Origin of the sequence: Bacteroides caccae (assembly GCF_002222615.2) — a bacterium.
Taxonomy (GTDB): domain Bacteria; phylum Bacteroidota; class Bacteroidia; order Bacteroidales; family Bacteroidaceae; genus Bacteroides; species Bacteroides caccae.
This window is the reverse complement of the sequence record NZ_CP022412.2, coordinates 3,184,758-3,206,755: the sequence shown is the minus strand read 5'-3', so window position 1 is coordinate 3,206,755 and position 21,998 is coordinate 3,184,758. Positions and strand designations below refer to the sequence as shown.

22 protein-coding genes and 1 pseudogene are annotated in these 21,998 nt (G+C 36.1%); all 23 read right to left on the bottom strand.

What is annotated here, in order from left to right; all coding sequences use genetic code 11:
* Positions 1–6: 6 nt before the first annotated feature.
* Positions 7–1,290 (bottom strand): M16 family metallopeptidase, encoded by a 1,284-nt coding sequence (locus tag CGC64_RS13135; RefSeq protein ID WP_005675957.1) that lies wholly within the window; start codon positions 1,288–1,290, stop codon positions 7–9.
* 1 nt (position 1,291) lies between these two features.
* On the bottom strand, positions 1,292–2,044 hold the full coding sequence (gene kdsB / locus CGC64_RS13130) for a 3-deoxy-manno-octulosonate cytidylyltransferase (RefSeq protein WP_005675958.1): 753 nt from the start codon (positions 2,042–2,044) through the stop codon (positions 1,292–1,294).
* 8 nt (positions 2,045–2,052) lie between these two features.
* Complete coding sequence (locus CGC64_RS13125; protein WP_005675960.1) at positions 2,053–2,421, bottom strand: 2-amino-4-hydroxy-6-hydroxymethyldihydropteridine diphosphokinase; 369 nt, start codon at positions 2,419–2,421, stop codon at positions 2,053–2,055.
* Between the two features lie 13 nt (positions 2,422–2,434).
* Positions 2,435–4,759: a transglycosylase domain-containing protein gene (locus CGC64_RS13120; protein WP_005675961.1), complete on the bottom strand. Its 2,325-nt coding sequence runs from the start codon at positions 4,757–4,759 to the stop codon at positions 2,435–2,437.
* A gap of 225 nt (positions 4,760–4,984) precedes the next feature.
* A complete protein-coding gene (locus CGC64_RS18845; protein WP_022042037.1) occupies positions 4,985–5,077 on the bottom strand; it encodes a smalltalk protein in 93 nt (30 codons plus the stop codon).
* Positions 5,078–5,141: 64 nt separating this feature from the next.
* Positions 5,142–5,654, bottom strand: a complete 513-nt coding sequence (locus CGC64_RS13115; RefSeq protein WP_005675963.1) for an HU family DNA-binding protein — start codon at positions 5,652–5,654, stop codon at positions 5,142–5,144.
* Positions 5,655–5,979: 325 nt separating this feature from the next.
* On the bottom strand, positions 5,980–7,332 hold the full coding sequence (locus CGC64_RS13110) for a DegT/DnrJ/EryC1/StrS family aminotransferase (RefSeq protein ID WP_005675964.1): 1,353 nt from the start codon (positions 7,330–7,332) through the stop codon (positions 5,980–5,982).
* Positions 7,333–7,367: 35 nt separating this feature from the next.
* On the bottom strand, positions 7,368–8,021 hold the full coding sequence (locus tag CGC64_RS13105; protein ID WP_005675967.1) for a sugar transferase: 654 nt from the start codon (positions 8,019–8,021) through the stop codon (positions 7,368–7,370).
* Between the two features lie 80 nt (positions 8,022–8,101).
* Positions 8,102–8,313: pseudogene (locus CGC64_RS19145) on the bottom strand (pyridoxal phosphate-dependent aminotransferase); the annotation flags it as partial.
* 171 nt (positions 8,314–8,484) lie between these two features.
* Positions 8,485–8,775, bottom strand: a complete 291-nt coding sequence (locus CGC64_RS13095; RefSeq protein ID WP_005675969.1) for a nucleotidyltransferase family protein — start codon at positions 8,773–8,775, stop codon at positions 8,485–8,487.
* Between the two features lie 4 nt (positions 8,776–8,779).
* Positions 8,780–9,601 carry a glycosyltransferase gene (locus tag CGC64_RS13090; protein ID WP_005675970.1) on the bottom strand — a complete coding sequence of 274 codons (822 nt, stop codon included), beginning with the start codon at positions 9,599–9,601 and terminating at the stop codon, positions 8,780–8,782.
* Positions 9,602–9,629: 28 nt separating this feature from the next.
* Entirely contained in the window at positions 9,630–10,511 is an 882-nt protein-coding gene (locus CGC64_RS13085; RefSeq protein WP_005675971.1) for an ATP-grasp fold amidoligase family protein, read from the bottom strand.
* A 31-nt stretch (positions 10,512–10,542) separates the two neighbouring features.
* Complete coding sequence (locus CGC64_RS13080) at positions 10,543–11,610, bottom strand: glycosyltransferase (protein WP_005675972.1); 1,068 nt, start codon at positions 11,608–11,610, stop codon at positions 10,543–10,545.
* Positions 11,611–11,623: 13 nt separating this feature from the next.
* Entirely contained in the window at positions 11,624–12,661 is a 1,038-nt protein-coding gene (locus CGC64_RS13075; RefSeq protein ID WP_005675973.1) for a glycosyltransferase, read from the bottom strand.
* A gap of 1 nt (position 12,662) precedes the next feature.
* Positions 12,663–14,114, bottom strand: a complete 1,452-nt coding sequence (locus CGC64_RS13070) for a lipopolysaccharide biosynthesis protein (protein ID WP_022042030.1) — start codon at positions 14,112–14,114, stop codon at positions 12,663–12,665.
* Positions 14,115–14,122: 8 nt separating this feature from the next.
* Positions 14,123–15,295, bottom strand: a complete 1,173-nt coding sequence (locus tag CGC64_RS13065; RefSeq protein ID WP_005675977.1) for a glycosyltransferase — start codon at positions 15,293–15,295, stop codon at positions 14,123–14,125.
* Position 15,296: 1 nt separating this feature from the next.
* On the bottom strand, positions 15,297–16,364 hold the full coding sequence (locus CGC64_RS13060; RefSeq protein ID WP_005675978.1) for a glycosyltransferase family 2 protein: 1,068 nt from the start codon (positions 16,362–16,364) through the stop codon (positions 15,297–15,299).
* Between the two features lie 2 nt (positions 16,365–16,366).
* The gene (locus tag CGC64_RS13055) at positions 16,367–17,455 is read right to left on the bottom strand and encodes an acyltransferase family protein (RefSeq protein ID WP_005675979.1); all 1,089 of its coding nucleotides are present in this window, start codon (positions 17,453–17,455) and stop codon (positions 16,367–16,369) included.
* An 8-nt stretch (positions 17,456–17,463) separates the two neighbouring features.
* On the bottom strand, positions 17,464–18,615 hold the full coding sequence (gene glf / locus CGC64_RS13050; RefSeq protein ID WP_005675980.1) for a UDP-galactopyranose mutase: 1,152 nt from the start codon (positions 18,613–18,615) through the stop codon (positions 17,464–17,466).
* Positions 18,615–19,184, bottom strand: a complete 570-nt coding sequence (gene rfbC / locus CGC64_RS13045) for a dTDP-4-dehydrorhamnose 3,5-epimerase (RefSeq protein ID WP_005675981.1) — start codon at positions 19,182–19,184, stop codon at positions 18,615–18,617. Before rfbC ends, glf begins: the two co-directional genes overlap by 1 nt.
* Positions 19,185–19,196: 12 nt before the next feature.
* Positions 19,197–20,096, bottom strand: a complete 900-nt coding sequence (locus CGC64_RS13040; RefSeq protein WP_005675982.1) for an NAD-dependent epimerase/dehydratase family protein — start codon at positions 20,094–20,096, stop codon at positions 19,197–19,199.
* 14 nt (positions 20,097–20,110) lie between these two features.
* Positions 20,111–21,178, bottom strand: a complete 1,068-nt coding sequence (gene rfbG / locus CGC64_RS13035) for a CDP-glucose 4,6-dehydratase (RefSeq protein WP_005675983.1) — start codon at positions 21,176–21,178, stop codon at positions 20,111–20,113.
* A gap of 5 nt (positions 21,179–21,183) precedes the next feature.
* On the bottom strand, positions 21,184–21,996 hold the full coding sequence (gene rfbF, locus CGC64_RS13030) for a glucose-1-phosphate cytidylyltransferase (protein ID WP_005675985.1): 813 nt from the start codon (positions 21,994–21,996) through the stop codon (positions 21,184–21,186).
* Positions 21,997–21,998: the final 2 nt, after the last annotated feature.

Here is a 21,998-nt window from a genome sequence, read left to right as displayed (position 1 = left end):
AGTAATTTATGATATCTTTTTACCTGCTATGACCTCTTTTAATTTCTCTTTGCACAAATAACGCTGCGCCAAATCTTGTAATTCGGCAGGCGTAACCTCCTGTACAGCTTGCAAAGAACGTGAAAAATAGTCGTCTCCCAAGCCGGAAGTAGCTATAAAAATCCATGCATCCGACAGTGAAAAAGCCGATTCGTAGCTCCTGCACATTTCGCCAAGCATATAATTGCGCACCATAGACAGTTCCTCTACGGGCACAACCTCCTGATGTAAACGATCGATCTCATGATACACTTCCTGAATCAACGGTTCTACGTATTCATTATCCGTTTCCGTCGAAACAATCAGTAAACCACTATCCGGATAGAACATAATTCCTGCCGAAATACCATAAGTATATCCTTTCTCTTCCCGGATATTAGACATCAGGCGACTACCGAAGTAACCTCCGAATACAGTCATCAATACCCGTAACTTCAGATAATCGGGATGCTCACGGGTGATAGTAGTATATCCCATTTTTACGGCACTTTGCATCGCATCTTCCCGTTCCGTAAAAATCCGTTTCTCTGGCACGGCAATATAAGGGAAATTTAATTTCGATGTCTGCAACTGATATTGCCCGAATGGAGAGCCGAACGCATCCTTCACCCGTCGAATAATATCTTCCGTCACCTTGCCGGAAAGAAAAATAGAGCAATTGCCCGAATGATAATACCGTTCATAAAAATTACGAAGAACTTCGGGAGTGATAGCATGATAATCCTCCTCCACGACAATCTTCCCACATGGATGTTGTTCTCCGTAAAGAGACTGTAACAAACTACGATGTGCCAGAAAATCCACCTTGGAGGTATTGACCAGATATTGTTGGATATTAGTATCCAAAATCGTATGCAACTCCTTTTCCGGAAACAACGGCTCTTTAATCATCGACTCCACCACTTCCAACGTTTCCGCCACATATTTATTCAATGAATAAACAGTAATGTAAGCATAGTCCGAAGAACTGGATAATTCCAGCCATGAACCATAATAGTCCAGTTTTCCGGCAATTGTGGCAGCCGTATATTTCTTTGTGCCTTCACGCAGCATCCGGTTAGTAAACAATGCCTGCAATTTCTGCGACTGTTGCCAACGTCCCCCACCGAAAAGTATATCCATGCGTACCACATCCTGCTCACCGGCATTGATTACAGTCAACGGAATACCATTAGGTAACGTAGTCCGGACAGGAGGAAGAATACGAAAATCTTTCAGGGTTTGTATTTCGGGTTGTATCTTACGATTCATATTATGACCTACTCTTCAAAAATTCTTCTGCACGTTCTAAATCCTGCGGTGTATCAATACCAATAGTTTCCACTTCGCTAATACCTACTTTAATTTTATATCCGTTTTCCAACCAGCGAAGTTGTTCCAGAGACTCAGCCAGTTCCAAAGAAGATTGCGGCAAGGCAGTTATTTCCTTCAATACGTCCGTGCGGTAAGCGTACAGACCAATATGCTTATAGTAAGTATGCCCTTTCAGCCAGTCCTGCTTTTCAGTATTACGCTGATAAGGAATAATGGAACGGCTGAAGTACAATGCATTCCAATTCTTGTTAACCACCACTTTCGGAGAGTTCACATTTTCCAAAACGGCAAACGGTTCATCGGCAGTGAAAGGTTTTACCAATGTGGCAATCTGTGTAGTCGGGTCTTCAAAACAAGCTTTTACAGCATTAAGTTGTGAAGGCTGGATAAAAGGCTCATCACCTTGTATATTGACAACAACATCAAAATCACCTCCGATCTTAGTACAAGCTTCGTAACAACGGTCCGTACCACTTTTATGATCAACAGACGTCATTACCACTTTCCCTCCAAATGCTTTCACTGCAGCTTCGATCCGCTCATCGTCCGTAGCAACATAGGCATCGTCAAGTACCCCTGCTACCTGTTCATACACACGTTGTATCACTGTTTTTCCGCCCAAGATAGCCAATGGTTTCGCAGGGAAACGAGTGGATGCATAACGGGCAGGTATAATTCCCAGAAATTTCATATCTGATTTTATTTTAATTCTTCTAATCCTTTCACGATGTACTCCCTTTTCAGATCCTCCGGCTTCAACACCCGGTCGTCAAAAGAGAGTAAATCAATATCCAGACAAACTTTTTCTTCTTTCTTATCTTCCGGACGACGACCGGCACATTTCTCGATAGCTTTCAATTCCTTCTTCACTTTTTCTTCTTCCGCTTCGGAGAAAAACAGTGCCACTTGATTGGAGAACAACGCCGGACTCCGGAAAAACAAAGGTTGTGTTTCCCGTTCGGTCGTGAAGCGAATGGAAGGAAACAAATCCGCTAATCTCTTTCGTGCTAAAAGCAGATTCTCCTTCCGGTTGTAGTTACTTCCAATGCAAATAATACACTTGTGCATAAGAAGCTGATTCTTAATTAAACAGATCGTCCAATCCGGTTTCTTCAAAGACTTCACCGTCCGACGCTTCCGAACCGGCACAAGGATCAAATCCCTCAGGGAGTTTGAACTTCTCCTGCTGATCATATCCTAAAGTCGGGTCATCATATACTTTTTTCATATATTTCGCCCAGATAGGCAATGCAGCAGCAGCGCCCTGTCCATAAGTCATCGAACCGAAGTGGATATCACGTTCATCACCTCCTACCCAACAGCCGGACACCAATGAAGGCGTGAAGCCCATAAACCAGCTATCCGAGTTATCGTTTGTCGTACCTGTCTTACCACCCATATCAGCCGTGATACCATAGCGGCGCACCCGTGCTCCCGTTCCTTCGTTGATAACCGCACGAAGCATCACGAGCATTTTATATACACTGGAAACACTGATCACCTCCTCCATTTGTGGAGCAAATGTAGAAATCACATTACCCTCATTATCTTCGATGCGGGTAACGAATAAAGGAGCCACCCTGATACCTTTGTTGGCAAAGGCTGTATATGCACTTACCATTTCACCGACGGAAATCTCACAAGGACCCAGACAGAGTGAAACCACCGGATCAATGGCCTTATTACGTACTCCGAAACTATGAATCAACCGAACCAGTTCATACGGATTCAATTTCCCCATCAAATAAGCCGAAATCCAATTGTCCGAATTGGCCAATCCCCATTTCAAAGTTACCATTTCACCATAACGTTTTTTATTAGCGTTACGCGGCGACCACGGTTCTCCTGTTTCCGTAATCAATGTCTGCTCTACATGACGTACCTGATCACAAGGAGAAAAATTATTTTCCATGGCAAGCGTATACAAATATGGTTTGATAGTAGAACCGACCTGACGGCGACCTACCATTGCCATATCATATTGGAAATATACATAATTCGGTCCGCCCACATAAGCCTTCACGTGCCCGTTCAACGGATCCATTGACATAAATCCGGTTCGCAGGAAAGACTTATAATAACGGATTGAATCCATGGGTGTCATAATCGTATCCTTAGCTCCCGTCCAAGAAAACACAGTCATTTCTTGCGGTGTATCAAAAGCCTTTCTGATTTCCTGCTCAGACGCTCCCGCTTCATTCATCAAACGATAACGGTCAGTTTGCTTCATTGCTTTTGTCAGCAATTCCTCTACAAGTTTTGCCGATATAGACCTCGCATACGGAGCATTCTTACTTCCCACTTTTTCTTTAAAGAATAATGGTTGCAAGAAGCTCAGATGTTCTTCTACCGCTTCTTCTGCATATTGTTGCATGTGCGAGTTAAGAGTTGTGTAGATTTTCAGTCCGTCAGTGTAGACATTATAATTTGTCCCGTCCTTCTTTTTATTCTTTGCACACCAACCGTATAGCGGATTTGTTTCCCAAGCAAGAGAATCCTCGTAGTATTTTTGCATCTGCCAGCCCCGATAGGTACTTTTGACAGGTTTCGGTGCCGTCATTACTCCACGAAGATATTCACGGAAATAAGTTGCCATTCCTTCCTTGTGGTCAACACGATTATAAGTCAATTTCAACGGGAGAGCTTTCAGGGAATCGCATTCTGCCTCAGTGATATAACCAGCCTTGCGCATTTGCTCAAGCACCACATTCCGGCGACCACGAGAACGCTCATTAAAGCGAACAGGGTTATAGAGTGACGGATTCTTACACATACCTACCAAAGTAGCAGCCTGTTCAACTTTCAGTTCCTTCGGTTCACATCCGAAATACGTGTGTGCAGCAGTTTTAATCCCCACAGCATTATTCAAGAAGTCGAACTTATTCAGATACATACTTAGGATTTCCTCTTTAGTATAATAACGTTCCAGTTTCACGGCAATCACCCATTCAATCGGCTTTTGGAAAAGGCGTTGAAGAGTATTACGTGCCACATTCTCAGTAAACAGCTGTTTTGCAAGCTGTTGAGACAAGGTACTACCCCCACCCGCATTTTTTTGAAACATCAGACCTCGTTTCACAAATGCACGAAACAACGCTTTGGCGTCAATTCCGGAATGCTCTACAAAGCGCACATCTTCCGTAGCGATTAAAGCATTGATAATATTAGGCGACAAATCCTTGTAGGCCGTATATACACGATTTTCTTTGCTGTACGACCAGGTTCCGAGCACCTTTCCGTCTTCAGAGAAAATTTCCGTTGCAAATTTATAATTTGGATTTTCCAGTTCCTCTACAGGGGGCATATAACCTATCCAACCTTTTGAAATAGAAACAAAGATAACAACGATAGCCAATACCACGACTGCCAATAAAATCCAAAGAGCTTTTATTATTTTTCGAATCATGTTTATTCTTACTTAAAAAGATGCTTAAATTAAGATGCAAAGGTAGATAAAATCCGGAACGCAACCAACGAGTTTGATTATTATTTCAGTTTTGTTAAATACCTTAAGGCTAAATATGCCTAACTCGTGATTGAGAAGTGATTAACAATAATTTGTATAAACGCAAAACAGGCGGGATTTTTCCCGCCTGTCATTCATACCTAATTATATCTTCTAAGATACCAATTACATTGTTGCCGCCTGTACACCGATCACTCCGGCAATTGCACCGGCAACAGCAATAATCACTTTCAAAATCATGCTCCAAGTTTTTTTCATAGATTTTCTACTTTTCAAATTAAACATTTAAAAATACTATTAACTGTCAATTAGCAGACATCAATTAAACAGACGGATCAGGTGTTACTCCACCTCCTCCTTCTCCACCACCTTCACCCGGATTTTCCGGGTCTTCGGGAGATACGACCACGCTGTTCTTCTTCAGATATTCATCCAGACTGATCAGGTCCAGCTTTTCATCTTCACGGGTCGCAGATTTTGTGATACGCAACTCTTTATTTGCCTGAAAGAAAATACGGACACTCTCCACACTCTTGGCTGTAATATCCTTTGCCAGATCTGCACCTTTCGAACGGGCAGCCAACATAAATACACCCAGGCCTTCGATATTCACCGACTTACCTTCCAGCAACTGTTCCTTCATCTTATCCACGAAGTTCTGAATCACACTCTTGATATCACCGACAGAAAGCGAAGAACGATCCCTCATTTTCTCTGCAAGATATTTCAAACTGACAGACTGTCCCAAGGTAATCAGATGCGGATAAAATCTCTTAGGAGAATTGGGAACACGCGGATCCGTTGGCCGCGTAATGACTTTGTAAATTACACTCATACTACGTTTTTTTAAGATTCAAATTCAAGTTATTTTATTCACATTTCGTTGATCAACGATGCAAAGGTGCAGTTTTTATTTCGTATAGAAAAGGAAAAAGCCCCTGTCGGAGCTCTTTTTATTTAGGATAGATTATAAACCGCTATTAATCAATAAAATATATCAACGATCTTCCCAGACAGTTGATATACAAAGGAAATTCATACTGGCATTTACGCCAACATGAGGGCATCGGTCAAGTATGTACCGCTGTACTTTCCCCAACCGATAAGATGTAGGGATTCATGTATATAGCATGAATTAGGGGCCTACATATTTCATAAATCTAATAGGATATATTCACGATTGCCTCTTTAATACAGTCAACGATATAGCGAACATCATCATCTGATACATAAGGACCGGCAGGGAGACACATACCTACCTTGAAGAGATCTTCCTCGACTCCATTTGTGTAGACAGGTGCATCAGCATATGCAGGCTGTTTATGCATTGGCTTCCAAACTGGACGACACTCAACCTTCTTGCTGAGCATGAACACACGCATAGCCTCCACATTATCATTTGGCTGACAATCGGTAGTAGGAGACTCAACAGCATGAATAACACCTGCAGCACCACCAACAGCAGTCTTGATGACCTCCTTGTAAGCATTCTCCTGGCCTACGACCTTCACCTCCGGATCAAGCACCATGGTACAAAGCCAGTAGTTAGAATCATACTTTGGATCATTTGGTTGCTTATTGATGCGAATACCAGGAATGTCCTTCATCAAATCCTCATACAGAGCCTGAACGTGCTTATGGTGAGCAATGTGCTGATCGAGTACCGTCATTTGACCACGACCAATACCCGCGCATACATTTGACATACGATAATTGAAACCGATAGCTGTATGCTGATAGTAAGGATATGCATCACGAGCCTGAGTAGCGTACCACATGATTGTGTTTGCATCCTCAGCATTACGACAAATCAAAGCACCACCACCTGAAGTAGTAATCATCTTGTTACCATTGAATGAGAGTACACCAAACTTACCGAAAGTACCAAGGATCTGACCGTTGAAACGAGATCCCATACCCTCAGCAGCATCTTCGATAACAGGAATATCATACTTATTTGCAATCTCTATAATGCGATCAATCTGATATGGCATACCATAGAGCGCTACTGGGATGATTGCCTTTGGATATTTACCCGTCTTCTCCTTGCGATCGAGAATAGCCTTCTCAAGTAATTCAGGATCCATATTCCATGTATCCTTCTCAGATCCAATGAATACTGGTTTAGCACCAAGATATGTAATCGGGTGAGAAGAAGCACAGAAAGTAAAGCTCTGTACACATACTTCATCTCCAGCCTTTACTCCTGCAGCAATAAGCGCAAGGTGTACTGCAGCTGTACCTGCACTAAGACATACTACTGTTGTATCCTTTAATTCTGGATTCAAATGCCATGCGGAAGGAGTAGCCTCAGGCCAACGAGAATCTGCATAAACAGAACTCTCTGCATTGCTAGTAACGAACTTGCACAAGTCCTTCTCAAATGCATTCACATTAGGGCCCATTGGAACAACCCAATTGGTATCAAATGCTTCCTGTACATACTTTTGTTCCCAACCTTCTTCTGACATATGTGCCAGACAAAGGTAAATGGTCTTTCTTTCTTCAGACATAATATCTTTATATTTAATATCCTAAATAATCAATGTTAAATCTTCTCGCCCGCATACATCATGTTCTTTCCCAATACTGTACAAAGGATCATCTGTATGTCTTTGATGAATGAATAATGATGATAATAATAGCAGTTCAAACGAACTTTGTCCTTATACAGTACATTATCATTGTATTCAATAGCAATTTCCTGAGCTTCTCGCTCATCACCCTCTGCTTGCTTCTTGGCTACATAATCCGAGATCATCTCATCCTCAAGACGATACTTCAAAGTAGCAGGACCAGTAATCCCTGGACGGAGTTTCAACACATCTCGATCACCACCTTCTAACTTATCAGCATATCCAGGTACGTCTGGACGAGGGCCAACGAAACTCATGTTTCCGATAAGTACATCCCAAAGACCAGGCAGCTCATCAAGCTTATAGTGGCGAAGAGTTGCGCCAAAAGGAGTGATACGACTGTCACCTGCAACAGATACAGCAGAACCATTATGTTTAACGGTCATACTCCTAAACTTATGACAATCAAACAATTTACCACCTTTACCCACTCGTTTCTGCACAAAGAATGCAGGTCCACCTGGCATCTTTACTTTCACCATAATTGCCACAACCAGCAATACTGGCCAAAGAAAGAGTAATCCTATCAATGCGACCACACGGTCAAACATATATTTAATAATCATGTTACTTATTCTTACTATTATATTCCTCAAGCGCCTTCTCCAAGATGAAAAGTGCTCTCTTCAAATCATGCTTATTCAGCACGATATCCCTGTGAAGGACTATACTCTAATGTCGTACGATCAATCTCCTTTAGGCAATCTAAAGCCTTTTAGGTGTAGGTAGATCCGGTTGACCGATATTCAATCGGTAAATCTTTACACCCTTGCTCTCAGCTTCATAAGCCAATGGAGCAAGCTTCCGAATTGGAGATTGAGGTATCTCAATATCTCGCTGTGATATTTGAAGATCCACTTTTGATTATCTTATCATAAGTTTATATAAAACGAGGAGCTTTCAGATGATCTATAACAGAATGCCAAATGACATCTCTCCAAAAATTATCAGGCATTAATCCGCAGTCAAACATCCATTTTGATGCAAACAATCGCTTTGTCTTTGCTTGCCACAGATTGGAGGTATACCTCAAGGATGCGAGCTGACTTGAAAATTAATCCTAAAAAAAGATTTATGATGCTCGATTGTAATTCCATCATATTTAAAAACATCATGTTTATCATCATATTCTATCTCAATCCCCTTCTTTCTAATGAAAGTATTTACCTTATCATGATCCCCGAAACTAAATATATCTATATCCCCGAAACTTCTATCCTCAGCAATTGGATAATAAGAAGACAAAGGCTCTGTATTAATCTCTTTATCCCAAGCTTGAACAAGTTGAAATAGAAGATTATATGACAACGGGATATTCATATAATTATCTGAATACCTTATAAGCAATTTTCTTTACCCAAGGTGGACTTACAAGCATACAGAACATCAAGAAACCAAATACATTGGCACCCATTCCATATCCCAAAGTTTTATTGATCATCAAACGATCGTTAAACTGTTTTTTAGCAAAAGCCCAACCATTACGTCTTTTCTTGAATAACGAATCGGTGAAGCGGAATTGTAATACAACATCCTTTAGGTTAGCATGTCGCGTACCTGCCTTCATGCCATCCACCCACAACATCGTATCCTGGTTTTGTCGGTATTCAGGACGATATTTACATTCAGCCTTTTCAAAAAATCTCTTTCTAAAAGTAACTGCAGGATGAGCATGAGGATTTCTTCGAGCAAAAAACTTATAACACCCATCATGAGTCTCTGGATATGTAATCGTCTTTTCTCTGCTTTCGCTATTTTCATCTATCTCCTCAATGGCTCCACCCACCACATCAATATCCTGATGTGATTCAAGATAAGCCACCTGCTTCTCTATTCTTTCTAGCATTGATATATCATCCGCATCCATACGGGCGATTATATTATAATCAGCCTTGAAGCAAACATCCAGCAGATCATTCAATACGATTGCCAATCCTCTATTTTCAGGGAACCAACATACCGTTACCTTATCATTCTGCTCATATTCCTTGAGGCACTTCTCAAGATCCTCACCAACAGGGCCATCCACTCCAACATAGAGATGGATATTCTTATATGTTTGATTCAGTATACTATCAAACGAAAGATGAATATAAGGAACCTTATCATTTTTGTATACTGGTAATGTTACTGCAACTTTCTGCATTACATTAAATAATTATCAGGATAAGTTGTTATTTATAATTGATATTAAAATATTTACCCATCTCGAAGTCAAAACTATCTGGATCAAAAACGCTATATCCGCTCCAAGAATAGAAGGTAATTTCACCAAAAATTATCTTCCCTCCAATATTATACCAATCGATTCTTGCATGAGGAAATCCAGAAGATAGTTTTTCGGACAATTTAATCATTTCATTAATATTCTCAGGTAAAGCAATAGGTGGATCCATAATAGGGCGATTATCTCTAACTTTAATTGGTTTCAAGTTTTCATCCCACCATCCTCTTTTAAAATTAGAATAGCGGCCTGTATCTACCCACAAATAACGGAATTTTCCATCGAAACAAAGAAATTTATAATCATTAATAGATCCATCCGAATTACTTTTGTCTTCCAAGAATTTTTCAACAACTATTCGAGATTGTTTTGCACCTCTGTATGCCCATTCACGAGAAATTACATATAATTTTTTATTTCTCCAGCTATTCACTTCCTTAATAATACTAGGAATATCTATATTTGACTTATCTTTGCATACAAAAATGTTATTGCCACTACCGCCATCAGTTGTCTTAATAACAAACTGACTAGGAAGTTTGTCAAAATTAATTTCTTCTGCATTATCACAAACTTGATATAATTCATTCAAATATCTATCAGTTCTAAGTCGTTGTTTTACTACATCACGAACAAGATATTTATCCGTACAAGGAAGCATTTTTTCATCTCGATAATATGCTTTATAATGCTGAATCTTTTCAGACATTCTTTGAGGATTCTTAAGATGTAGAACTCGTCCAGTTTTCAAACGATAGATGAGACTGAGAAAAACAGAGTCTGGTAAAACTACCATCATCTTTGCAATGATAAATAAAATTTTTTTAATCATAAAATTAAAATTTAAAAATAACTTTCAATAATCACCCCTTAATTATTTTATTATATATATTAATTGTAGCTTCACCGATATTTTTCCAACTATTTTTTTTTGATTCCAAGAAGGCTGCTTGTCTAAATATTTGGGGATTTTGTCTATATTCACGAATAGAAGAAATAATAGATGTTGCCAGCAATTTAGGATCTAAGGACACTTTCCAATATGAATTCTCAAGTGTATCGGAATTAATCATATTAGTACCATCAGATAATATGCAAGGAATTCCATATGACCAAGCTTCTAGCACTCCCATAGGCATGCCCTCATATCTACTAGTTAGAATAAAAATATCAGTATCAAGGAGCACTTTAACTTTATTATCGCCATAGACACCTCCCATATAACTGCCATGTGAAATAGAAGTTAAATCCTGTTTTAAACGTTCAACATCCACATCATTTTCATTACCATAAAAATTAATATGAAATTTTGGATTATCAATAGTATCAATTATCTTCAAAGCATTAATCAAAACATCCAAACCTTTATGATAATAATTAATACGACCAATAAATGTCAAATTAATATTATCTCTTTTGTTTGGAGTAATAACAGCATTATCAGAATCTTCACAACCATTAGGAATAATACACCTCTTGGGGTTAATATAAGGAACAACACTATTATTATATTCGGATTCGTTTAAATAAATAATGGAACTCGCATTCTTTAATACACTGTTAAAAAATATTTTTCCACCAAAAAACTTCTTTAAAAATCCTTTTCTATAGTTTTCTTTAGATAAAGCGCCATGTAATTGTACACAATACGGTATATGTTTAATAGACAGAATCTTACTAAAACGGACAAATTCAACATGAAAATGAGAATGGAATATTACAATATCAGGAATCCACTCAGAAATAAAAGACTCAAAGTCGCGAGTTGAAATTATTGTGGAAATAGGCAAATTTGTATAAAGCAAATTCTGTCTCTTAGAAATAATACGCACATCATGTCCCAAATTAATTTGTTCTTGATACAAGTGATTTATCACTGTGCCAATGCCTTCATAAATACGTCCAATAGAAGCTATATGTAAAATTTTCATAATTCAAACTTAACTATAATAAAGATATCCATTGTTTACAAATATTATCTACATTCAATTTATTATTTATCTTAAGCGCATTGTTAGATAATTTTATTGTCAACTCTGAGCTGCCAGCAATTAATAACATTTTATCAACAAGAGATTTCTGATTATTGACAGGTATTAAAAAACCGTTCACTCCATCTTCTATAACCATTCGAGCTCCTCCACAAGGGCAATCTGTACAAATCGTAGGTAAACCCATTGAAAGAGCTTCAAGCATAGAATTAGATAAACCTTCGAAATCGGAAGTTGATACAAACATTGCTGCATTAATTACCAATTCGTGAACATTTGGAGTATTTGGAAAAACCTTAATTATTCGCTCAAGATGCTTAGAATAAATAATATCAAGAATAGTCTCTTTTTCTGCTCCGTCCCCATATATATGAAGTTCATAATCAGGATGAATGTTACAAAATTCTTCAAAAGCAGAGATTAATAGAGGTATATTTTTTTGTTTATTTAATCTACAAAAATTAACAATTACTTTGTCTCTGACTTTTTCTTGCTTAGAAGGTAATCCTGACATAATTGGATTTAAGATAATAAATACTTTCTTCCTAATATAATCAGGAAAATAATTCTTTGCATCATCAGTCTGACAAATTAAGACATCAGCGAAAGAATATAAGATATTTCGAATTCTACTTTTAATAAACCCGGATCCAACTCTTGCAGGGTCATTTCTCTCAGAAATTAATAACTTTACATTTAGTCCTAAACAAATAAGGACAGCGCACATATTATAAAAGTACTCAAAAGATATAACAGTATTTGGTTTGATGTTTCTTATGATTTGTCTTGATCTTCTCAAAAAAATCAAATGACTTTTAGTTTCAACATATTGAACATCTATATGACTATCTATTGAATATTGATTATTTTTATGTGTTCTCGAAATAATTGTAACCTCATACCCATGTGTTGCAAAGTAATTTGCAATAATAGTAAGCACATGTTCAGAGCCCCCACCAGCTAGAGAATGGGTGATAAAAGTTATTTTCATCTTAATTATTGCTAGTTTTTATAATACTCTTGAGTTGATTCCTAAAATAAAAAGAAATAGTAATGATAATAATTACTAATGAAAATCTGATTACGGAATACCGATAGAGAAGTAAACAAATACCCATTAAAGCAAGACCAGAAAAACTGATTAGTAAGACGTGTCTTATATCAAAAATACCATTTAAATATGGTTCTCTTTTTAATATTCTCTTATAATTCCAATAATGCAATAATGCAAACAACATATAACAAATCAAAGTAGTATACCCAGCAGCATAATAACCATATTTTTTTAAAAATATATAATTCATTCCAATATTCATAACTGCTGCAATTCCTGACACAATTGTAGCAAAGATTGTTTTCTCAAAATAAAATTCAACATTTGCAAAAACAACATAGAGGAAAATAAAATATATAGACATTGCTACAGGAGGAATAACATAAATAGCATCTAAATAATCATCAGTCGCAAATATTTTTATCAATTCAGGAGCAATTAACATTTCCAAAAAAGAAACAACCATTACAACTAACAAAATAGATGAAGTCATCTTTCTTACAGGTAAAATATTCTTGTTCTTAATGCTTTTATACACATACGGACACATAGATCTATTAATCGCATCAGTTGCTATAATCATTAAATTTGAAACAGTACATGCCAAATTGTACAAACCAGTTTCAGATAACCCAACCATTTGGGTAATCATAACCCTATCTACTTGATTAAGAATTTTAATTGATAAATAATGTGGCAATAAAGGTATGCTCAAAACTAATGCATATTTCCAATACTTAGTTGTAAATTTATAATCAGCTTGTTTGTATGTATTCAAATATAATATAATACCAATGAATGTAGTAACAAATATTGGAGAAGAAACACGGAATTCATATTTATATTTAGAATAAACTACACCCAAAATACCAATTATTACTCCTGATATGGTAATAAACAACGATACAAATACAAGCTTTTTATATTTATAATCAAATCTCTCCTTTGCTGACCAAAAATCTACTATTGGATATGATAATAGATGTAAAAACATTATACACATCATAGGTGTAGTGATATCAAACATAGAATTCCAAAATTCATCTGCTATAATGTATATAATAAAAAAGAAAAAAACAACTATTAATGCTAGAGTCATCAATGAAAATGTTGCCCGATTTCTATCATCTTCGTGTTTTATTAATACATTATTATAAGCAACACCTGAGAGGTATAATGTTACAAATGGATATAGTAAATCATACCATGAATAAAAGTTAGCAGTTTTTCCATATTCTTCAACCGTTAGAATTCTCGTAAAAATTGGTGTACTAATCATCGAAAAACATTTGATGATAATACTACATACTAAAAACCAAAAAGAGGCTTTTACCGGAGCACTTAACGAAGAGTATGAAGAGGAAAGTTTTATATATAATGATTTAAGCATGTTTGATCTTACGAATTAATTAAGGAATATAATGCATTTATATTCTTATCCCTATTAGAATGAGTATTGTTTTTTAAATAATTACTCAAATTTGTTTGTAAGTCCTTGTCTCCTATTAACATCCGCAGTTTTTCTGTAACTGAGTCATTTGTCATTTCTGCAACGAGACCACTCTTACCAGATTCTATTTGATCAAAAGCTGAAGCAAAATGAGTTATCAATATAGGTTTCTCTAATAACTTGGCCTCTTCAATCGCAATACTCTTTCCTTCTGCATGGCTTGTAAGCAAGAATATATCAGCCCATTTTACAAATTTATAGGGATTAGATTGTTGATGTAGAAAAAAGGTTTCATTTTCAATGTTATTATTTCTAACAAGATCTTTAATTTCATTTTCTTCCGGACCTCCACCAACAATAAACCAAAGAAACTTTATACCTTCTTTTTTTAAATTACCTAATGCAACAGATGCATAATCAAAGCCTTTTCTAACATACAAACCAGCTACAGTACAAATAACAGTGGTATCCCTATCTATTGAATACGAGTCATATGGATTTTCTACTTCAGCTAAAGACATAAGTGTATCTTTCAGAACAATATTCTCGATGATACGTACTTTATCCGCATTTTCAGGGAATACTCTTTTTAATGTATATGCACATTCTTCCGATATTGTAACAATATAATTTACCCTGTCATAATAAAACTTGTCTAATGTCGGCTTATAGGTAAAAGAGTTAGTATAATTAGTATGATTCCAAGCAATTTTAACATTTGCACAAAGACAATCAACCATGTAATATAGCTCTACTCCATCATTATACGATATTGCACAATCATACTTTTTAGAATTAGGTCGAAATGATTTTTTATTTAATTTCCAAAATAAACGCCATCTTTTTTCTAAAGAAGTTATTCTTTTACAAAGAACAATAGATAATAACCTTTTAAATGCTGCTATAAATTTGAAAGTAAATATTAACTCTCTTAATGTAGTTGTTTCTTTGAGAATATTTACATTTGAAGGTACTTGATCTAAAAACAAACCCTGACGAGAAAATAAAAATAAATCTACATTATAAACATCGTAATCAATAGTATTTAAAAGAGATGCCAGACTTTTGGACACACCTCCTTTTCCCATCTCACAGCAAATAAAAATAAGTTTTTTTTTCATTCTAGTAAGGATATTTTGAATCAACTAATCTCTTATATTTTTTAACAAGAATAAAATAATCTGCCTTTAGACAGTCTTTTAGTAAATATTTCATAATCTTATTTTTTTCCATTGACCATTCCCTATTCAACGAATCCGTATAAGGTGTGGTTTCAAGAACATCATCACATTCATGTAGGTACTGAAGATAACTTTTCTTCATTTCGAAATACGAAATAAAGCGTTGTTTCATTCCATAATGTGCACATTCTCTATTATCAACAAAACACTCCTTCTTATATATAAGTTGTTTCTTAAAATACTTGAAAACACTTATAATAAGAGTTTTTTCTTGGTTTTCATTTAAAGAAAAATATGGATTACCTATTAAATGTTTTATTACGCTTCTCATAAACACGCAAATTCTTTCAGGTTCAAAATATAGTCCTCCTTTATAAATTGAACCAGAAGCCAGTTTTAATTTTATTGAGCTGTGCCGTTCGTTCCAAATTCTATTGTCATAAATTGCAGACTTTTCATATATTAATAAATCACGTAGCAAAAAACAATAAGTAAAAGTATCGTCAACATACTTATAATAAGTCTCTTTTTGAAGATACTTATTCATTAAATAGCGATTAAAAACCATTCCCGTAGGATGCCTAGAATAATCTTGATTTAGTAATGATGAAAATCCCTTATCATAAACCTTTAAATCATATGTTGGCTCTAAATAATTTCGTGTAGTGCTTATATAAGAATAATTATTATTCTTTAAAAATTCGACAAACTCAAGCAGTCGTTCAGTACATAAGATATCACGATCATTACAATGAAGAACATATTTACCATTCGAATTGAAAAGACCGAGTATCATATTATAATAACCAGGAACTGGTTTATCATTTGTGAATACTTTCAGACGTAAGTCATCTATACCACGCAACATTGCCATAGTACCATCGGTACATCCATTATTAGTCACAACAACTTCAATGTCTGGTGTATCAATAAACAAAATTGATTCTACTAACTCCTTCAGTTGCTCAACACGATTATATGTAGGGATGCTAATACTTAATATAGCCATATCTATTTAAAAATATAAAAAGTATTAAGAAAAAATGTTCGAAGCTGTAAAGCAATATATTCTATAAATCTATTGAATAGATATAAATTAAAGATCTTACCTAAGATAAATGAAAGTCCAAAGGATAAAATAATCGATATTCCAAAATACATTAATACAGCTGGAATCCAAAATTCAAATCCATCCCTGAGGAAAATTTTATTATAAAAATCAATCTCAACAATTGTTCTGACCAATTTATTATTATGAAGCATAAAAACAATTAATGTTAAAGATGATAAATAATTAATCGAAGCAAGGTAAAATTTTCTTTTGTTAGCAAAAGAAACAAGTCCCAAAGCTATTGCAACAAAGCAAGGATTAATAAATTTATTAAGCCAAAGTGATTTATTTGAGAATGATGCCACATTAGCAGCCAATATAGCTAAAAATACTGACCCAATAATCCATAATAATGAAGGTAACAATATCAATATGCACAATTTTTTGCTAGATAATTTATTATTTGAATATTTCTTAAAATACGCTGTAATAAAGTACAGAGAAAGAAACCCTATTAACTCGTTGTAATAAAAATAGTCACCTCCTAATATTAAAACGTATACACTATAAAGCAATACAAAACTACTAACGATACAAAAGAGTTGAAATTGGCTCAATTTTTCTATCACATAGTTTATATATGGGTGAATTAAATATATTAAAATATAGCAAGATATAAACCAATAAAATCCAAAAGTTAATGGGAAAAAAGAAAAGACTATCTCTTTAAGAGGGATATTATATCCTGCAAGCAAAACTATTGCAAGGCAAAAAACAGAAGTACAAAATGATTCTACAATCATTTTTATTGCCTTATTAATTTTAACATTATAAGATTCTAACAAAAACCATACAGAGCTAACAAAAAAAATGCAATTACCGATTTGACCTAAATTAGTAATTGTTATTTTTAATGAATTTAATAGTACTAAATCCCCCCCATTTTTAGTAGCAATAGGTGCACTAGCTGCAGCATGCGACAACACAATAAGTATAATTGAAATTAACTTAAGTAATTCAATACTTGAATTTCTGTTCTTTGTACCCATTTATTTAATTACTTCTTTTCTTGAATTATTCGACTCTGGGCTAATGATCGATTTAGTGCTTGATCCATATTATAATATTTAAAGTCAGCCAATCTTCCACATGCAATTAAATTAGAATATTTTGAAGCAAGTTCTCTATATTGAATATAGAGGCTTTGACTATGTTCTGTCAGTATAGGATAATATGGTTCTACTTCCTCACTATGATTATAAGGAAGAGGATATTCTACTGCATAAGAAGTTCCCTTTACATCCTGAAGTGGCATTTTCTTGTATTCTACTATGCGAGTATACCCTTCAGCTTGAGGATATGCCACCAAAGGTGCTCCTTGGAAGCTATCTTTCTCTTCATACTTCCATTCAAACCTTAATGATCTATATGGAAGCTTACCATAGCAACAATCAAATAATTCGTCTAATGCACCTGTATAGATTACATTAAAACTGTCATCTCCATCAACAAGAATAATATTGCGTTTTTCGTCTTTGGAAATATGATCCAATGCATCGATTCCAAGCTTTACCTTAATATTTGGGTGATTGAGTATATTTTTAAAAAATTGCTCATAAGTAGTAACAGGCATAACCTGATATTCATCATCAAAATATCCATCTTTATACGATAACCTCAATGGCACTCGTTTAAGAACAGATGGATCTATCTCTGAGGGTGCCATACCCCATTGTTTTGCGGTATATAGGCTATAATCTTTTTCAAATAAAAATTCGGCATATTCTCTAATTATGCTTACAGGAGATTCCAAAGCCTCTACAACTGTAACAAACTCACGGTTTGGATAATTCTCTTTCAACGCATCTTTGAGTTTTTGCGCATCATCTTTTGTATAAAAATCATCAATCGTCTGGAAATTGAATGGCGATGGCGTTGCTTTACCATTTATTTCTGCTTGGCAAAAAATTCTAAAAGGACGCCATTGATTGTAGCGGCACATATAATCATACAATGCCTTATTATTTGTGTGAAAGCAATGAGGGCCATATTTATGAACTATAATACCATGCTCATCAAGATAATCATACATATTTCCTCCTATATGATCACGTCTATCCCATATAGTAATATCATGACCATCCTCAGCAAGTTCTCTGCCAATCACAGATCCAGACAAACCACAACCAACGATTAAATATTTACCCATTACTTAACCTTTTCCTGATATTTCTTAAAGCTCATCAAATGTGTATCCTTTTCTGAGATAGTCAGATTTTCGATACCACCGATCTTTTCAAATGGCCACTCAATATTGATGTCAGGATCATTGTACATGATACCGCTATCACCTTCGCCATAGAATACTTCGCCACACTTGTAGCTTACGATAGAATCTTCAAGTACCAAATATCCGTGACCAAAGAACTGAGGTACATAGAGTGTCTTCTGGTTGTCACCTGTAAGATCAAATCCTTGCCACTTACCAAAGGTTGGAGAATCAGGACGAAGGTCGACGATTACATCATAAACATGACCGCTGATACAACGAACCAACTTTGCTTGCTGCTTAACCAACTGAAAGTGAGTAGCACGAATAACACCTTTCTTGCTGATGGTATAAAAAACTTCCTTCAACTCATGATCGATACCGTTCTGCTTGAACAAATCAATGTTGTAATCCTTGACGAAACCACCACGTTCGTCAGTAGCATAAAATGGAATTATCTCGTATGCACCCTTCAAGGATGTCTCTTTGAATTCAAACTTTTGAATCATAATAATATATATTTAGAGGCTCTTGAGCCAAGTAATTGTTTTGTTGATACCGTAATCGAAGCCAGTTGATACATAGTTGCCAATTGCTTCAACGAGATCGCTATTATCAAACATCTCTATAGTGTATTTGATGCCGTCATCAGGACGGATGCCAATACCTATCTTATCTGCATATCCTGCTAACTCGCCAATGCGAAGAAGATAGCCTTTTAAGATGCGAGGAGAACCTGAACCTATATAATAGAAGGCCTTTTTGGTTTCGTGAGCACCAAGACGATAAACAGCCTCAATCAAATCCTCAACATAAATGAAATCATATGGCTGAAGACCAGGGCCAAATGTCGCTTCCTTACCAGCCAACAACTCACCAAGGGTATAACTGACAAGATTACCAGTCTTATTGCCTACTCCATAGATATTAGAGAATTGCATCCAAACGAATTGCTGACCGATGTTCTTGCAATAATCGTCAACCATTAAATGACATGCATGCTTAGCAACACCATACATCATACCACCGCTGGTAGCCTGAAGATTAGGAAGGCTATAGGTAGCATTCTCAGCAACAGTGCCTGCACACAGATATTTTTTCACAGACAGTTTCTTGCAGATATTTGCACAATCAATAGCCATCTGAATATTGGCAAGCTGAATGGTTGGATCTGCCTTTTCTGCTCCATTCACACCTCTCCATGCTAGATGATAGAAAGCATCATATTCACCAGCAGGTATCTTATCGGCAAGTGACGCATCAACCGTTGCCTCAATCTTTGTGATAAGATCAGTTTCTGGCAATCTAGGTGCAGCAAAGCTGATATCAACTGCTACAACCTTTACATTATTTTCAATCAGTTTCTTGATCAGAGAGTTACCGATAAAACCGTTAGCACCTGTTACAATTACATTTTTCATTCTAGTTAAGTTAATTAACGTCCGAGGAATTTATTGATCTGCTTGTCCATGCAAGCACGAACATCGCCACCTGCAAGCCAGCATTTGCTCCATTCTACAATCTTCTCCATGGCTTCATCCAAATTCCAACGTGGGGCCCATCCAAAAGTGGATTTGAGTTTTGAGCAATCAAGCTTCAAGAAGTTAGCCTCATGAGGACCTCCATCGTACTTATTGATCCACTTCAACCCCTCGCCCCATTTGCTCACAAAAAGATCTACAAGAGCACCTGTTTGGAAACAATCTACATCATCAGGACCTACATTGTAGTAATCAGCATACTTACTATCCTGATATTGCTTCATGGCAATCAAGAGGTAAGCATAAAGTGGTTCGAGAACATGCTGATAAGGACGTGTTGAGAATGGATTGCGAACTACGATATCCTCATGTTTTTCAGCTGCACGTACACTATCAGGGATAATACGATCATTAGCAAAATCGCCACCACCGATTACATTACCTGCACGAGCTGTTGAAATAGGGATAATAGGCTGTCCTTCCTTATCTGTAAAGAATGAATGCTTATAACTATGAGTTACCAGCTCAGAGCAAGACTTAGAGTTGCTATATGGATCATAGCCATCTAACTCCTCATTTTCACGATAGCCCCAATTCCATTCTTTATTTAAATAAACTTTATCGGTAGTCACATTAAGGAATGACTTTACGCAATTACTTTGGCGAACACACTCCAAGATATTTACAGTACCAATAACATTGGTTTCGTATGTATAAGCAGGATCCTTGTAAGAGTCACGAACGATTGGCTGCGCAGCAAGGTGAAGAACGATCTCTGGTTGAGCCTCATTGAATGCAGCCATTAATGACTCACGATTGCGAATATCACCAATTACAGAATGAATATCACCTTCGATATTGGCAATCTTAAAAAGTGAAGGTTCTGTAGGGGCATTCAAAGAATAGCCAGTTACGATCGCTCCAGCATTGGCAAGCATCTTACACATCCAAGATCCCTTGAAGCCTGTATGACCTGTGAGAAATACACGCTTGTCTTTGTAAAAATCAAATATATCTTCCATTTTATTTATTTTGCGAAATCAGGAATATTTGGAACTGAGCGTTCCCAACGTTTCCACGGTGCCTTATTTTCAGCTAATAATTTTTCTAACATTGCTTTTTCACGTATGTTATCCATACACTGCCAGAAACCCTCATGAATATAAGACATCAACTGACCTTCTTCAGCTAGTTTTGTAAGTGCAATCTTCTCAAAAACACATGAATCATCAGTAAGATAATCAAAGATTTTAGGTTCAAGAACCATATATCCAGCATTAATAGGTGCACCATCAGAAGCACTCTTTTCACGGAATGATTTAACCGCATTATCACCGCCTATATCAAGAACACCTTTATCCTGCGTCATTTTCACTGCAGTAAGAGTTGCTAGTTTTCCATGTGATTTATGAAAATCAAGAAGTTTATCTATTTCTACGTCACAAACACCATCTCCATAAGTCATAAAGAAAGGTTCATTACCAACATATTCTTGAATACGTTTGATACGACCTCCAGTCATTGTATTATAACCAGTATCAACGACTGTAACTTTCCATGGTTCCATATTAGTCCTGTGAACAGTCATCTCATTCATACCATTACGATAATCGAAAGTAACATCAGAGTTATGAAGAAAATAATTGGCAAACCATTCCTTTGTATATTCCTGTTTATAGCCGGCACAAATAATAAATTCTTTATGACCAAAAAAGGCATATTCTTTCATTATATGCCAAAGTATGGGCATTCCACCAATTTCAATCATTGGCTTGGGTTTGAACTGACTTTCCTCACTTATACGTGAGCCAAATCCACCAGCAAGAAGAACAACTTTCATAT